This is a genomic window from Hahella sp. CR1 (assembly GCF_029813005.1).
Taxonomy (GTDB): Bacteria; Pseudomonadota; Gammaproteobacteria; order Pseudomonadales; family Oleiphilaceae; genus Hahella.
Genome location: NZ_JAPELK010000004.1, coordinates 103,436 through 119,587, shown reverse-complemented (window position 1 = coordinate 119,587; position 16,152 = coordinate 103,436). Strand labels below are relative to the sequence as shown.

Genomic DNA, 16,152 nt, shown 5'->3' with positions numbered 1-16,152 from the left:
AAGTTATATTTTCGATTCTACAATCACTGTCGCCAATTGCAGACAATCTAACTATTTGAAATTTATAACAATAATTTCAAATACCGGCGTTCTGGTAAGAAAAAGGCAACCCTTTTCACAATAGTCCAAATCCAGAAAGAGATAAACAAAAAGCATAACTCTTTGTTTTTTAAACAAATTACCAACATCCCGTCATTATTGGCACGAATCCTGACTAAGAGCGCGGGGCGTTATCTGTTTATAACGTCAACTTATAACTCTAACTCTACTAATAGGGGAATGATTTGAATCAAGTTAACTTTGAGGTCAAAGCCCTTTCATACTTAAAAAGTATTTTTCACCGCGCCAAATCAAATTGTAGATCCATCACCGCTATTTTTAGCTTCACTCTGGCAAGCGCTGTCTTAACCGGGTGTGGCGGTGGTGGAGGATCTGGGAGCGACTCTTCCAGTATCGACGGGAATACTCCCCAAATCGCCGCAGCGAAGCAATCAACGAACTACGCCCGTAGTGCGTTTATCATCTGGGAACCACCTTATACTCGTGAAGACGGCAGCGAAATCGAGCTATATGAATTAGAAGGCTACCGCGTGTACCACCAGCATGAATCAGACAATGACTGGAAATACGTCGAAGTTGGGGACCAGCAATTTGAGTATGCGTTTTCCAACCTGGAAAAAGGCGTTCACTATTTCGCTGTCACGGTTCTGGATATAAACGGGATGGAAAGCGAACCTTCCAAGATTATGACCAAGAAGATCCTTTAACGCCTATCAACAACCCATCCGACCAAGGACAATACTCGATACGGAAAAATAGAGAGAAGGAATATGGACAAGGAAACGCAATAAGGGCGGCTAAAAGGCCGCCCTTATATTTTGTATTGAGCAAATACGCTCTAGGAAGATCTGGCCTTATTCAGCCTCAACTGGAGCGACGGGCGCTTCTTTCTCTTTGGCTGGCATCTTCGGCATCAATTTATCTCTGATCGCAGTTTCGATTTCTATCGCAATCTCAGGGTGCTCTTCCAGATATCTTGAGGAGTTCGCTTTACCTTGACCGATCTTGTCGCCTTTGTAGCTATACCATGCGCCAGACTTATCAACAAAGCCTTCCTTCACGCCCAGATCGATAATCTCTCCGGTGCGGTAAATACCACGTCCGTACATGATCTGAAAATCCGCCTGTCTAAAAGGAGGAGACACTTTGTTTTTCACCACTTTCACGCGAGTCTCGTTACCAACGACTTCTTCCCCCTCTTTCACAGAGCCGACGCGGCGAATATCAAGACGGACGGAAGCATAGAACTTAAGCGCGTTACCGCCAGTAGTGGTCTCTGGCGATCCGAACATTACACCGATTTTCATACGAATCTGGTTAATGAAGATCATCAAGCAATTCGCTTGCTTAACGCTGCCGGTCAACTTTCTCAGCGCCTGAGACATCAAACGGGCTTGCAGACCAACATGGGAATCTCCCATTTCGCCTTCGATCTCCGCTTTCGGCGTTAGTGCAGCAACGGAGTCGATAATGATGACGTCAACCGCGCCGGAGCGTACGAGCATATCGGCGATTTCCAGAGCCTGCTCGCCCGTATCGGGCTGAGAAACCAGCAATTGATCGATATTAACGCCAAGCTTCTCTGCGTAAATAGGGTCCAGCGCATGCTCAGCATCAACGAACGCACAGGTCTTGCCCTGACGCTGCGCTTCTGCGATCACCTGCAAAGTCAAAGTGGTTTTACCGGAACTCTCAGGTCCATAGATCTCGACAATACGTCCGTATGGCAGGCCGCCTATGCCAAGTGCGATATCCAGTCCAAGCGAGCCAGTAGAAACGGAAGGAATAATTTCTCTCGGCTGCTCGCCCATCCGCATAACTGCGCCTTTACCAAACTGACGCTCAATTTGTGATAAAGCGGCCGTCAACGCCTTCTTACGATTGTCATCCATTCTTAAACACCCTTTATTTCATTTAACCGGTACGAGTTGTTATTCCAACCCAGAATTACTGTATAAATTGACAGCATTATTCCACAAGCCGACGGACAAAGTCACGCTTAAATTTTCTACAAATTGCTTTCCAGCATCGCTATCGCCCCCCGCAATCCCTCAGCAACGGATTGCAGCCGCACCTGCTCCCTGTCTCCAGAAAAATGAAAGCTCCGCGCCACAACCAGGTCCCGAAATCTCCATGCAACCCAGACCAGCCCAACGGGCTTCTCTGCGGTTCCGCCTCCAGGGCCCGCTATTCCGCTCACAGCGATAGCAAGCTGCGCTTGCGCTAGCTGCAAGGCGCCAAGCGTCATCTCTTTCACAACCTCTTCGCTAACTGCGCCATATCGCATCAGGGCCTCCGACGACACTTGTAAGCGCGACTGCTTGGCGTCATTGGAGTATGTGACCACGCCTTCCTCAAACCAATTCGAACTACCCGCAACGGAGGTAATCGCATAGGCGATTCCACCGCCGGTACAAGATTCCGCTGTCGTCACCTTCAGGCTCCTCTCACTCAGGATTACGCCTAAACGCGCCGCCAGACTCTTGATCTCATCGTTCATTCCGTCACCATCAACCCCAATTTAAATACAGGAAGGGCGCGCATTACGCTCCGGGACAATGATCGGCCTCCTTTATTAAGGCCATGGCTTTCCCTTACAATCCCGCCTTCATTCATAAAATTACACAATCCTTTTGTTCTGTCATGTCCGCTATTGAATCCGCAATCAAACCCCAACACACGCCAATGATGCAACAGTATCTTGGCATCAAGGCGAAACATCCTCATCAGCTCGTATTCTATAGAATGGGCGACTTCTATGAGCTGTTCTACGAAGACGCCCGCCGCGCCGCGGAGCTGCTGGATATCACCTTGACTCAGAGAGGCCAGTCCGGCGGACAGCCCATTCCCATGGCGGGCGTTCCCTTCCATGCCGCAGAGGGATATATCGGCCGCTTGGTTCGTCTTGGCGAATCCGTCGTCATCTGCGAGCAGGTTGGCGACCCGGCCACCAGCAAAGGGCCTGTAGAACGCAAGGTCGTCAGAGTCGTCACGCCGGGCACGCTCAGCGATGAAGCCTTTCTAGAAGAGAAGTCGGACAACTTACTATTAGCGATAAGCGCTTATAAGGATTTATTCGGCCTGGCCACGCTGGATATCGCCGGCGGTCGCTTTTTGATCCAGGAAGTGCGCGGAGCCGAAGCGTTAGCCAGTGAACTGCAACGCCTGCGACCCGCTGAGATTCTGGTCAGCGAACAGTTCCCTTTTCTGACGCTATTGGAAAACTACACAGGCGTGCAAAAGCAGCCCCCCTGGTACTTTGAACAGGAAACGGCCCAGCGCCTGCTATGCCAGCAGTTTCGCACTAAAGACCTGGCTGGATTCGATTGCGAAGGCATGAGCGTCGCCATAGAAGCCGCCGGCTGCCTGTTTCAGTATGCCCAAGAGACGCAGCGCTCTCAGCTTCCCCATATTCGCACAATGATTCGGGAGCGGCGCGAAGACTCCATCATTCTTGACGCCGCCAGCCGCAGAAACCTTGAAATTGACGTTAATCTGGCGGGAGATTCCCGGCACACGCTGGCATGGGTCATGGACAAGTCCGCCACCGCCATGGGCAGCCGTATGTTGCGTCGTTGGCTGAATCGTCCATTGCGCAGCCAGGAAGAGGTGCGTCAGCGTCAAAACGCAATTAAAGAGCTGTTGGAAGGCTATCAGTTCGAAGCATTACACGAAACGCTCAAACAGATTGGCGATAGCGAACGCATTCTGTCTCGAGTCGCGTTACGCTCAGCGCGCCCTCGTGATCTCGCCCGCTTGCGGGATACGCTGACGCTCCTGCCTGATTTGCAAAAGCAGATGGAGGAGCTAAGTGACGCTCACCTGCATCGTCTGGCCAAACAAATCAGTGAGTTTCCAGACATCGCAGACCTTCTCACCCGCGCCATAGAAGAAAACCCTCCTGTCGTTATTCGCGATGGCGGCGTGCTTTGCCAGGGTTTCGATGAAGAGCTGGACGAATTGCGCGGAATCAGCGAAAACGCAGGCGACTATCTGCTGGAAATTGAAAAACGCGAAAAAGAACGCACGCAGCTATCCTCTTTAAAAGTGGGCTATAACCGCGTTCATGGTTACTTCATCGAGCTGAGTCGCACACAATCCGACCAGGCGCCCGCAGATTACATTCGACGCCAGACACTGAAAAACGCTGAACGCTTTATTACTCCCGAGCTGAAAACTTTTGAAGATAAAGCGCTTAGCGCCAAGAGCCGTGCATTGAGCCGGGAAAAGATGCTTTATGACCAGATTCTGGAAACCATCGCAGAACAGCTCGCTCCCCTTCAGGACAGCGCTCGCGCCCTATCAGAACTGGATGTGCTGTCCAACTTTGCGGAAAGAGCGCTGACGCTGAATCTGGTCTGCCCGGAGCTGACAGACGAGCATATGCTGCATATCGAAGGCGGCCGTCATCCAGTTGTTGAGCAAGTCAGTCAGGAGCCGTTCGTCCCCAACGATCTGGATCTGCAGGACAAACATCGCATGCTGATCATTACCGGCCCTAACATGGGTGGTAAGTCCACCTACATGCGCCAGACTGCATGCATCGTCATCCTGGCTTACTGCGGCAGCTTTGTGCCCGCCGCTCAAGTTGTCATCGGCCCGATAGATCGCGTATTCACCCGTATGGGCTCCTCCGACGACATCGCCGGCGGACGCTCCACGTTTATGGTGGAGATGACTGAAACCGCCAACATCCTGCATTACGCGACCCGCCAGAGTCTGGTCTTGATGGATGAAGTCGGCCGCGGCACCAGCACCTTTGACGGACTCTCACTGGCCTGGGCCTGCGCTGAGCACTTAGCTCAGGAAATTCAGGCCTTTACCCTGTTCGCCACACACTACTTCGAACTGACTGCGCTACCCAAGACACACACAAATGTCGCCAACGTGCACCTGACCGCTACGGAGCACAATGACAGCATTGTCTTCCTGCATACCGTACACGAAGGCCCAGCGAGCAAGAGCTACGGAATACAGGTGGCGCAACTGGCGGGAGTGCCGCCGCAGGTTATCAACCAGGCGCAAAAGCAATTGAAACAGCTGGAAAGCGGCGGGGCCAAGCCCGCGTTGACGGCTCCTGCGCCATCGCTTCAGGACGATTTGTTCGCTCGAACCGAGCCTAGCGAGGTGGAGACCCGTCTGCAAAAACTCGACGTGGATTCTCTTTCTCCGCGAGATGCATTAAATATGCTGTATGAGCTGAAATCGATAAGTAAGAACACCTGAAAACTCAGGTATCCCGGGCGTTGCAAGAGCGCCTCGGGTTGCTTGCGCCGAAAGGGTTTTCTACAATACTAAATCGCGCGGCCCAACGGTCACTGAGCAATCGCGCAGAGTTTCATAATAAGGGATCAGACCATGACTTTTGTTGTTACCGAAAATTGCATCAAGTGCAAATACACCGATTGCGTCGAAGTGTGCCCGGTGGACTGCTTCTACGAGGGTCCTAACTTCCTCGTCATCGATCCAGACGAATGCATCGACTGCGCGTTGTGTGAGCCAGAGTGCCCGGCCGAAGCCATTTTTTCCGAGGATGAGTTGCCGGAAGATCAAAAGGAATTTATCGCGCTGAATGAAGAGCTGTGTCGCGTCTGGCCGAATATCACGGAGAAAAAAGACGCGCCTGCTGATGCGGATGACTGGAAAGGCGTCAAGGGCAAACTTAAAGATCTGGCGCGCTGATCCAAATTAGCGTCCAGCTTCAGACATAAAAAAAGAGGGCTTCAAGCCCTCTTTTCTTTTTAACGAATGCTACGGCGCACACTTTTCCTGATATAACGCCTGCAACTTACTGCGCCGCTGAGCAATTTCTTCGTCAGAGACATACTCAGGCGTGCCGTCATCTTTAATGCGCGCAAAGGCGTATCCCTGGTCAATCTGATTGATATCCTTTCTAAGCTCCGCACAGTAATTATCTAATTTGGCTTTTTGAGCCGCACGCTCTTTTTCATGAGCGACCCGCGCGGCTTCCTCAACTTTATACTGCTCATAAATACGCTGGTAACGCTGTCCGACCTGCTCCGCATCGCGCTTTTGCGCATCTGAAACATTGGGCTGAACTTTGATGACTTTGGCGTCCTTATGCTGGCGCGTATCGCTGAAATGTACTTCGCCATGCTCATCGACCCATTTATAGATTTCCGCCTGCGCAGACGCGCCAAAGCAGAATAGCAGCGCAACGGCTATGCCGCTCATGGGAAGATTTCTAACGATATGCCTAGCCACTTTAGTCACCTTGCAATAACTGCTGCACCGGCTTATAGCTGCGCCGATGTATTTCCGTCACCCCCAGCTCCTTCAACGCGGATAAATGCTGAGCCGTTGGATAACCTTTATGCCCCGCCAGCCCGTACCCGGGGAAAATTGCGTCTAATCTATCCAGCTCTTCGTCACGCTCTACTTTAGCTAGTATAGAAGCCGCCGCAATGGCCGCCACTTTGCTATCGCCTTTAACAATCGCTTCCGCTGGCATCTCCAACTTGGGGATTTTGTTACCGTCTATCAGAGCCAAATCCGGCGTAACCTGCAAGCCTGCTACGGCGCGCTGCATCGCCAGCAACGAAGCCTGCAAGATATTAATTTGATCAATCTCTTCGACAGTAGCCCACCCCGTCGCCCACGCCAGCGCTTTTTCTCTGATTTCCTGTGACAACGCAACCCGCTGACGATGACTTAGTTTTTTAGAGTCATTCAGGCCTTCGATAGGCTTTTCTGGATTTAATATGACCGCCGCCGCCACGACAGGGCCAGCCAAAGGCCCCCTGCCAACCTCGTCGACGCCAGCTACAAGCTCGCCAGTTTCCTGATCGAACAGACCAATCTGCGAATTACTCATGTTATTGTCCTTCTTTGGCGCCTTGAGCCTCGGCACGCCCTTTTTCAATTAACTCTGCAATGGCCTGCGCCGCGACCACACTAGCGTTTTGCCGTATGAGCTTGTGCAATCCTTCAAACTCGCCTTCAAGACTTCTTCGCCGCTCCACGTCCAGCTCTTTCAGTAACGCGCCTCCCAGCTTGGAAGGCGTGGCGTCGTGTTGAATCAGCTCAGGGACCAAAGCTCTATCCGCCAGCAGATTCGGTAAAGAGATATACTTTGCTTTCAGTAAGCGCCGCATAATCCAGTAGCTGAGCGTCGCAAGCTTATAGGCCACTACCATCGGGCGCTTCACCAACATCGCTTCAAGCGTCGCTGTTCCTGAGGCCAGCAGTATAGCGTCCGCAGCCATCATGCATTCACGTGATTGCTGATCAATCAGAGTAACAGGTAGTCGGCCGCCATGAGATTGCAGCTGTTGCTCTATTTGCACTCTTCGAGCTTGATTGGCGGCGGGAATCAGAAATCGAACATCAGGGCGTCGTTGATGCAGCCAAGCAATGGTTTCAATAAAAGTGGGCCCCAAGCGAGAGACCTCACCGCCTCTAGAGCCGGGCAACACAGCGACAACTTCACCCGACGCATCAATACCAAGTTCATGGCGCATTGCCACTTTATCGGGATGAAGCGGAATAATTTCCGCCAAAGGATGCCCAACAAATTTTACCGGCACATTGTGCTCGCGGTAAAAGCGTGCCTCGAAAGGCAACAGCGTCAGCATCAGATCAACTGCTTTGGCGATTTTGAAGACACGATTCTGTCGCCAGGCCCACACAGAAGGGCTAACGTAGTGAGCGGTCTTAATTCCCACCTGACGCAGCTTTAATTCGATGCCGATAGTGAAATCTGGGGAGTCAATACCAAGAAAAAGATCGGGAGGGTTCGCGGTAAAGTGCTCAACTATGCGGCGGCGCATAGCCAATAATTCCGGCAGCCTGCCAAGCACCTCCACCAATCCCATAATTGAAAGGCGCTCCATTTGAAAGAAGGTGTAAAATCCTTCTTTCAGCATCCGCTCACCGCCGATACCTTCGAAAGTCGCCTGAGGGTATAGGGCCTTTAATTCTTGCATCAGGCCCGCCCCCAACAAGTCGCCGGAAGCCTCTCCGGCGACAATGCCGATGCGAATCGGTCGTTGTGATATGGGCGTCATTTTAGGAGATTATCTAACGATGCCTCGGGCAGAAGATTGTACGCTGCGTAGGAAGACGCCTACTTCGGCAAACTCCTCGGCTGGCTCTTTAAGCTTCTCTATTGCTTGCTCAAGCGTTAAACCTTGTCGGTACAGCGTCTTATAAGCACGGCGCAACTCCAGGATTATCTCACTGGAGAAGCCGCGACGCTTCAATCCCTCGACATTCAGACCATGAGCCTTAGCGGATTGTCCTCCCGCCATGATATAAGCAGGGATATCCTTCAAAACGATACTGCCGCCAGCGCACATGCTGTGCTCACCAATCTTGCAAAACTGGTGCACCATGGTTCCGCCGCCGAGAATCGCCCAATCGCCAATATACACATGCCCTGCGAGGGTCGTCATATTCGCCAGAATACAGTTATCCCCAACCACACAGTCATGAGCGACATGAACGTACGCCATGAAAAGGTTATTACTGCCAATCTTGGTAGCGCCGAGATCTTGCACCGTCCCTCGATGAATCGTGCAGCTCTCACGGATGACGTTATTGTCGCCGATCTCTAAAACGGTAGGCTCGCCATTGTATTTTTTGTCCTGGCATTCCTCCCCCACGCTGGCGAATTGGAAGATACGGTTGTTCTTTCCTATCTTTGTGGGGCCTTTGATCACTACGTGAGAATTGACCACTGTCCCAGAGCCAATTTCAACATCGGCTCCGATATAACTCCATGGCCCAATCTCCGCATCAGCGGCGATTTTGGCTCCCTGTTCAACAATCGCCTGAGGGTGAATGGACATTAAAGCCTTCTCTCAGCAGTTAAAATTTCCGCGCTGCAAACGACATTTCCATCAACCAGCGCCCGGCAGGCGAATTTCCATATGCCACGCTTGTCAGTCACAATTTCCGCTTCTAGACGCAATTGATCTCCTGGAACGACAGGCTTTTTAAAGCGCACTTTATCCGTCCCGGCCAAATAGTAGGTATAACCGTCCGCAGGTTTTTTGCCTGTGGTGACAAACCCAAGAATTCCGGCCACCTGAGCCATTGCCTCAATAATAAGCACGCCAGGCATAATAGGGTGATCAGGGAAGTGACCAGTAAATTGCGGTTCGTTGTAAGTGATGTTCTTCACACCAGCAATAAACTCGCCCGGCTTAATCTCCAGCACCCGGTCCACTAACAGGAATGGGTATCTGTGAGGTAAGTATTCTTTAATTTCATTAATTTCCATATTTGGAAAGCCTCAACAACATGATTGCACAATGCCGGATAAGTTTATGAATATCGATTATACAGAGCCGTTGGCCCGGATTCTCGATCCTTTACAGTTCGCTTTCAATCCGCATCGGACTTTCGGCGGCCGCCCTGTTCCAGCACCCTGACCCTACGCGCCAACTGATCCAACTGTCGGAAACGGGCCACATTTTTTCGCCACGAGGCATTGGGCTCAACCGCAGTGCCAGAAGAATAAACTCCTGGCTCTTTAATATTATGAGTCACCAATGTCATTCCCGTAATTTGCACCTGATCCGCTATTTCCAGATGGCCGGCAATGCCTACGCCGCCACCGATCATGCAATGCTTGCCTATCGACGAGCTTCCCGAAACGCCTACACAGGCCGCAATAACAGTATATGCGCCAACTCTGACGTTGTGGGCGATTTGTATCTGGTTGTCCAACTTCGCCCCGGTTTCGATGACCGTATCATCCAATGCGCCGCGGTCGATCGTTGTATTGGCGCCTATTTCAACATCGTCGCCAATAACAACACCACCAAGCTGGGCGATTTTGGCCCAGTCTCCCCTATTAGGAGCAAAACCAAAGCCATCCGAGCCAATAACAGCGCCGCTATGGATAAGCACTCTCGCACCAATACTCACGCCGTGGTAGACAGTAACATTGGGACGGAGCTGAGTATTCGCCCCAACGACAGAACCCGCGCCGATATAACACCCGGGGCCAACAACCGCCCCATCGCCTATCTCCGCGTCATCCTCAATGACTGCATTCGCTCCAATGGTCACGCCGTCGCCAAGCTTGGCGCTTTCTGATACAGCGGCGGAGGGAGATACCCCCCTCATACTCGACCATTGAGGGGCAAATAACTGACTACAAAGAGCATACCCGAAGTATGAGTTTTCCATCATCAGTACATTGGTCGAACACTGATCAGCGAGGCTGGATGGAATGATGACGGCGGATGCGCAAGTATCTTTCAAATGCTTTAGATAGTTCTTGTTAGCCAAAAAACTGATCTGTCCAGCCTGAGCCTTTTGCAACGTCGCCAGCCCTTTCACTTCTATTGAGCCATCGCCCCGCAGCTCAGCGCCAATCCGAGAAGCGATATCCGCCAGCGTATATGAAAGGTCTGTCTTACCCATGAACTCCAGCCTCTGAAACTTATTTGGCGCTGTTAAGCGCTTCGATCAACTTTGCAGTCAAATCCAGAGAAGGATTAGCGTACACCGCCAATTTGCTGGGTAAGATGACATCCACTTTCTCTTTTTCCGCTATTTTCTTCAGCGCGTCGTCAACCTTGGGCTTGGATTCCTGCAAAAACAGTTCTTCCCGCTTAGAGATCGCAGATTGATATTTGTTTTTCAGAAAATTGAATTCCTGCGCTTTTTCTTCCAGCTCTGCATTAAGCTTAGTGCGCTCAGTTTCACTCATGATGGCGGAGTCTTTTTTCAAGCGCTCCTGCATTTTCTGCGCCTGCTCGCCAACTTCTCTTAATCTGGCTTCTTCGTCAGCAAAATCTTTCTTAAGATTCTCGCCAAACTTTTTGGCCGCTTGAGAAGAAAGCAACGCCGTACGCAAGTCAACTACCGCCACTTTCTGAGCCGCACTCACCATTCCAGCGTATCCTGTGCTTACTAACGCCAACGCCAAAGCGGCAATTCGAATCAATTTCATATTGGGCTCCTTAAACTTAAACATTTATCTCTATCGGCTGACTGGAAACCACCAGTGAGGACGCAGAGTTTATAGAGTTCTGCGTAACTTGGCTAACACCGCCAAGCCTTCACTACCTTGGTTATTGCCGCAAAGACCAGAAAAATCCTGTGCGCGTACTAGACGACGCACCAGGAAAAATCATTTCGTTCTTTAGAACGTTTGCCCCAGCAAGAACTGGAAGAATTGGGTTTTATCGCCTTCCTTGTCGTTCAGGGCTCTTCCGAGACTGAAGGACAAAGGACCGATAGGCGTTACCCACGTCATCGCGACGCCAGCAGAAAAACGAAGCTCATCGAAGGAGGGATCGTATCCCCTAGCTGTGTCGAACACATTTCCGCCATCCAAAAACACCACACTACGGATCTGGGAGCGGTCTTTTACAAAGATAAAAGGCACTATCAACTCAAGGCTAGACTCAACCTGTACATTACCGCCAAAGGGATCCTGATCTCTGTCCGGATTACTAGGATGCGGCGTACTCTTTGGTCCTAGCGTATTGGCCTTGAAGCCGCGTATAGATCCAAATCCGCCAGCATAGTAATGCTCAAAAAACGGCAAGCGATCATTGTCGCCATACCCATCGCCATACCCCAAGTCAGCCCTTAACTTAAGCGCCCACTCCTGGTCTTCTGACAATGGGAAGTATTGGGTGTTGTTGTAGTTCAACTTGTAGAAATTGTAGTCACTCAACTCTGGTAACGTGACCTTCACTGAGAAAGACTGCGAGTTACCTGAAGTTGGGAATAACCCTTTGTTTAGAGTGGAGCGACTCCACCCAGCGGACAAATCAAAGAAGCTGTAGCTAGAGCCAAATTCATTAGTGAAATCAGAGATTTCCTGAACAGGGTACTTGGGCAGCTTAATACGGGTGTGAGTATAGCCTGAGCTAAAGGTCAGCCTTGAGAATCTATCAATTGGATAACCGAAGTTAACGGAGCCGCCCATGCTGTCTTTCAAATATGCGGCGACATCATTGTCATCATCGTCATAGTCTGTTTCCTTGTAAAACAGACTGAAGCCTCTGCTTACCCCATCAACGGTATAATATGGGTTAGTGTATGAGAAGTTGGCGCTCTGAACGCTCTTGCTTTTGTTAACTCCGAATGACACCCGACGGCCGGTTCCCAGGAAGTTCTTCTCCGCCACACTGGCGCCGACAGTCGCGCCGCCATCCTGCGAGTAACCCAAACTTGCGGAAAGGCTACCGGTAGGCTGCTCTTCCACAGAATAGTTCACGTCTATCTGATCGTTGGTTCCAGGAACCAGAGGCGTTTCCACAGTAACGGTTTTGAAGAACCCTAAACGCTCCAGCCTTGATTTGGACGCTTCGATTAAGTCTGTCGAAGCCGCCGCAGACTCCATCTGCACCATTTCCTGACGCAGCACCTCATCGCTGGTTGAAGTGTTGCCGCTGAAGTTGACTCGGCGCACATACGTACGACGGCCTGGCTCAACATAAAAGGTAACCGAAGCGGTATTATCGTCGTGCGGTTCAGGAATAGCATTCACACTCGCGAATGTATAACCATCGTTCCCCAGACGTTTGGAAATGATGTCCGACGTTACCGTAAGAAGCTGACGGGAGAATGTATCGCCAGGCTTCACTACAATCAGCTTGCGTAACTCTTCTTCTTCGACTTTCAAGTCGCCCTTTAAAGCAATGTCGCGAATTTTGTACTGAGGCCCTTCATTCACGTTAACCGTGATGAACACTTGCTCTTTATCTGGAGAAACGGAGACCTGAGTAGATTCGATACTGAACTTGATGTATCCATTATCCAGGTAATGTGAGCGAATACGCTCCAAGTCGCCATTCAATTTCTGCTTGGAGTACTTATCACTGCTGAAAATCGACGCCCAAAACCCAGTTAACTTGAGCTGCATAAGATCGCGCAACTCGTCATCCGAAAAGGCGTTATTACCGACAAAATTAATATGCTGGATGGCTGAAACCGGACCTTCCTTGATTTTGATATTCAACTGCACGCGGTTACGGGGCAACTCCTCCACTTCCGCTTTCACAGAAGCATTGTAGCGCCCCTGCGCGACATAGCTGCGCAAAATTTCCAGCTCAATACGCTCCAGCGTCGAGCGTTGAAACACCTCCCCTTCCGAAAGCTTGGCGGACTTAAGGCCTTCCATTAAATCTTCGGTGGGTAGGTTTTTATTTCCCTCAACTTCAATCTTGCTGATCGATGGACGCTCAGTCACATTGATGATCAGCACATCGCCTTCCCGGCTCAGCTTGATATCGGTAAACAGTCCCGTCTTAAAAAGCGAGCGGGTAGCGTCCGCAAGCTTCTTTGAGTCAACGCTCTCTCCCACATTGACAGGGAACGCGGTAAAGACGCTTCCAGCGGACACTCGTTGCAAACCATCCACTCGAATATCGGAAATGTCGAATTGATCATCTGCAGCGTAAGAAAAAGCGGCCGTGAGCCAAACAAAGATAAAAAGCAATACTCTCATGTAATCAACACACGTGATGGGAGCCGAAGATTCAGCATTATTTACTACAATTTGGAGAGGTCGTTATAGAACGCTAACAACATTACGAAAGCAATGAGGGCCATCCCGACTTTTATCCCAAGCTGTTGTTTTTCTTCAGATAAGGGTTTGCCCCGAATAAGTTCGACAAAATAATACAATAAATGCCCGCCATCCAATACCGGTATTGGCAACAAATTCAGGATACCCAGACTAATACTTAAATATGCAAGAAAGCCAAGAAACGCCTCCAAACCGGATTTAGCAGAGATTCCGGCAGCCGAAGCAATGGTAAGAGGCCCGCCAAGATTTTCGACCGAAATCCGTCCGGTTACGATTTTTTTCAGCGCGGTCAACGTCAGTAGAGACATATCCAAGGTCTCTTCCAGCGCCTTGCCTACCGCTACAAATGGCGAATACTTCACGTCGCGCAGCATTCCAGGCGGCCATTCAGTCGCTTTCGCCTCCGCCCCAATTACGCCGTAGGTCTCACCATTGTGCTCCCTTGCCTCCGGGCGAACGCTAATATCCAGCGACCGACCAGCTCTTTCCAGGGACAACGTTAATTGTTTTTCAGGAGACGCTTTTATTTCACGAACAAAGTCAGACCAGTTGCCGACAGGGCGGCCTTCAACCGCCACTATTCTATCGCCAGGCTCCATCCCTCCTTGCTGAGCGCGTCCGCCCTGAGTCACGCCGTGAACCACCGCAGGCGCATCAGGAACGAAGCTTCTCATTCCCAGTTCCAATACAGGGTTAGGCTCAACTTTTCCGATAAGCCAATCATTAATCGGCACAGTCGCGTCGTGAGGGAGACTTTCGTCAGGGAGGCGATAACCGAATTCAATAGCGCCAGTATCACCAAGACGCCCGACCAACTGCATGTTGACGTCGCCCCAGCTATATACTGGAGATCCATCAACGCTGGTCAGCTCCGCGCCCGCGACAATCCCCGCCTGCTGCGCAGGTGAGTTGTTAGAGACGCTTCCTACGACTGGCGCCAGCGTTTGGATACCAAGTACAAACATACACCAATAGGCGAAGACAGCGAATATAAAGTTCGCCACGGGCCCTGCAGCCGCGATGGCTATACGCTTGCCCACCGCCTGCTGATTGAAAGTCAGATGCCTTTCTTCATCGGAGACATCACCTTCCCTCTCATCCAGCATTTTGACATAGCCGCCCAAAGGTAAGGCTGCAATCACAAATTCAGTGCCTTGCTTATCCCGCCATGTCAGCAGAGGAGATCCAAAGCCAACGGAGAACCGCAAAATTTTGACGCCACAGCGCCGCGCCACCCAAAAGTGACCGAATTCATGGATGGTGACCAGCACCCCCAATGTAACTATAAACGCTAAAGCTTTTTGAAAAAATTCCATGCTCTCTATTGTAAATGTATCTGAGCGACCTTCTAGTGAGACTTACGGAATGACAACTCCGCCAGCCAACTCATTAATGGCTTCCGAGGCATATTGACGGGCTACTCTGTCAGCTTCAATTACAGTTTCGACAGAATCCGCTCGCACAATAGAACCTTTCAGCAAACTCTTCTCAATAACAACGGGAATATCGACGAACCGGATGCCGCCTTGAAGAAACGCATCTACCGCCACCTCGTTAGCAGCGTTCACTACCGCCGGCGCAGTTCCACCAAGCGCAAAAGCTTCTTCAGCCAACCTCAAACAGGGAAAACGCTCCTTATCCGGCTTTTCGAAATGCAGCTTCCCAATAGAAAACAGATCTAACGGCTCAACACCTGCGTCAACCCGTTCCGGCCACGCCAACCCATAGGCGATAGGCGTACGCATATCCGGGTTGCCCATCTGAGCCAAAATAGAACCATCCACATACTCAACCATGGAGTGGATGATCGACTCTGGATGCAAATGTACTTGAACTGAGCCTGGAGCCAAATCGAATAACCAACATGCTTCGATCAACTCCAACCCCTTGTTCATCAAGCTCGCGGAATCAACTGAAATTTTACGCCCCATAGACCAGTTCGGGTGCTTACACGCCTGCACCGGCGTTACCTGTTGTAATTGCTCCCGAGAAAAGTGGCGAAACGGGCCCCCGGACGCAGTCAATAGGACACGAGTAACCCCATGTGCAGCAAGTGATGCAGAATCGTTTAAGCGTTGCGCCGCCTCTGGCAGGCATTGGTATATCGCATTATGCTCACTATCAATAGGAAGGAGTTCAGCGCCATGCTTTCTCACAGCGTCCATGAACAGCCCACCAGTCATTACCAGCGCCTCTTTGTTGGCGAGCAGTATACGCTTTCCGGAGTTCACCGCCGCTAATGTGGGAGTCAATCCAGCCGCTCCGACTATAGCGGCAACGACAACATCAACATCCTTAGCGGACGACGCCTCGCACATAGCCTCAACGCCCACTCTAACCTCAGTAGAGAGGCCTGCGTCACGAAGGCGCTGCTTAAAATCCGCTGCGCCCGCATCAGTCGCCAATATAGCGAATTTTGGCCGATGCTTAATGCAGATAGAAAGGAGTTCGTCCAGGTTACTGTGAGCCGTGGCGGCGTAAAGCTCATACCGACCGGAATGACGGGCCATCACATCCAGGGTGCTGCGCCCAATAGAGCCCGTAGCTCCTAAAACAGTAACTCGCTTCATAAA

Annotated in this window: 15 protein-coding genes; 3 read left to right on the top strand and 12 right to left on the bottom strand. The window is 50.9% G+C overall.

The features are described 5' to 3' along the window. The first annotated feature begins 284 nt into the window (after positions 1 to 284). Positions 285 to 767 carry a fibronectin type III domain-containing protein gene (locus ONV78_RS11140; RefSeq protein ID WP_216734989.1) on the top strand — a complete coding sequence of 161 codons (483 nt, stop codon included), beginning with the start codon at positions 285 to 287 and terminating at the stop codon, positions 765 to 767. Positions 768 to 914: 147 nt separating this feature from the next. Here the strand turns inward: ONV78_RS11140 and recA are convergent, their stop codons facing one another. Both recA and ONV78_RS11130 read right to left on the bottom strand, forming a co-directional pair. Next, entirely contained in the window at positions 915 to 1,952 is a 1,038-nt protein-coding gene (gene recA / locus ONV78_RS11135) for a recombinase RecA (RefSeq protein WP_216734990.1), read from the bottom strand. 116 nt (positions 1,953 to 2,068) lie between these two features. Beyond that, positions 2,069 to 2,560, bottom strand: coding sequence for a CinA family protein (locus ONV78_RS11130; protein WP_279503194.1), 492 nt, complete (start codon positions 2,558 to 2,560; stop codon positions 2,069 to 2,071). 143 nt (positions 2,561 to 2,703) lie between these two features. Between ONV78_RS11130 and mutS the strand changes: the two genes are divergently transcribed. After that, positions 2,704 to 5,286, top strand: a complete 2,583-nt coding sequence (gene mutS / locus ONV78_RS11125) for a DNA mismatch repair protein MutS (RefSeq protein ID WP_279503193.1) — start codon at positions 2,704 to 2,706, stop codon at positions 5,284 to 5,286. 132 nt (positions 5,287 to 5,418) lie between these two features. Then, positions 5,419 to 5,742 (top strand): ferredoxin FdxA, encoded by a 324-nt coding sequence (gene fdxA, locus ONV78_RS11120; protein WP_011398974.1) that lies wholly within the window; start codon positions 5,419 to 5,421, stop codon positions 5,740 to 5,742. 69 nt (positions 5,743 to 5,811) lie between these two features. Here the strand turns inward: fdxA and ONV78_RS11115 are convergent, their stop codons facing one another. From ONV78_RS11115 to ispC, 10 genes are all read right to left on the bottom strand, one after another. Further along, positions 5,812 to 6,255: a DUF4124 domain-containing protein gene (locus ONV78_RS11115; protein WP_279503192.1), complete on the bottom strand. Its 444-nt coding sequence runs from the start codon at positions 6,253 to 6,255 to the stop codon at positions 5,812 to 5,814. Positions 6,256 to 6,286: 31 nt separating this feature from the next. Beyond that, a complete protein-coding gene (gene rnhB / locus ONV78_RS11110; protein ID WP_279503191.1) occupies positions 6,287 to 6,895 on the bottom strand; it encodes a ribonuclease HII in 609 nt (202 codons plus the stop codon). 1 nt (position 6,896) lies between these two features. After that, positions 6,897 to 8,087, bottom strand: a complete 1,191-nt coding sequence (gene lpxB, locus ONV78_RS11105) for a lipid-A-disaccharide synthase (protein ID WP_279503190.1) — start codon at positions 8,085 to 8,087, stop codon at positions 6,897 to 6,899. Between the two features lie 9 nt (positions 8,088 to 8,096). Further along, a complete protein-coding gene (lpxA, locus tag ONV78_RS11100; RefSeq protein WP_279503189.1) occupies positions 8,097 to 8,870 on the bottom strand; it encodes an acyl-ACP--UDP-N-acetylglucosamine O-acyltransferase in 774 nt (257 codons plus the stop codon). Further along, positions 8,870 to 9,304 carry a 3-hydroxyacyl-ACP dehydratase FabZ gene (gene fabZ / locus ONV78_RS11095; protein ID WP_011398979.1) on the bottom strand — a complete coding sequence of 145 codons (435 nt, stop codon included), beginning with the start codon at positions 9,302 to 9,304 and terminating at the stop codon, positions 8,870 to 8,872. The genes lpxA and fabZ overlap by 1 nt, the downstream gene beginning before the upstream one ends. A gap of 104 nt (positions 9,305 to 9,408) precedes the next feature. After that, positions 9,409 to 10,455, bottom strand: a complete 1,047-nt coding sequence (lpxD, locus tag ONV78_RS11090; RefSeq protein WP_279503188.1) for a UDP-3-O-(3-hydroxymyristoyl)glucosamine N-acyltransferase — start codon at positions 10,453 to 10,455, stop codon at positions 9,409 to 9,411. 19 nt (positions 10,456 to 10,474) lie between these two features. Then, the gene (locus ONV78_RS11085) at positions 10,475 to 10,987 is read right to left on the bottom strand and encodes an OmpH family outer membrane protein (protein WP_127969051.1); all 513 of its coding nucleotides are present in this window, start codon (positions 10,985 to 10,987) and stop codon (positions 10,475 to 10,477) included. Between the two features lie 192 nt (positions 10,988 to 11,179). Next, positions 11,180 to 13,498, bottom strand: coding sequence for an outer membrane protein assembly factor BamA (bamA, locus tag ONV78_RS11080; protein ID WP_279503187.1), 2,319 nt, complete (start codon positions 13,496 to 13,498; stop codon positions 11,180 to 11,182). Between the two features lie 44 nt (positions 13,499 to 13,542). After that, complete coding sequence (rseP, locus tag ONV78_RS11075; protein ID WP_279503186.1) at positions 13,543 to 14,895, bottom strand: RIP metalloprotease RseP; 1,353 nt, start codon at positions 14,893 to 14,895, stop codon at positions 13,543 to 13,545. Positions 14,896 to 14,937: 42 nt separating this feature from the next. Further along, entirely contained in the window at positions 14,938 to 16,149 is a 1,212-nt protein-coding gene (gene ispC / locus ONV78_RS11070; protein WP_279503185.1) for a 1-deoxy-D-xylulose-5-phosphate reductoisomerase, read from the bottom strand. Positions 16,150 to 16,152 lie beyond the last annotated feature (3 nt).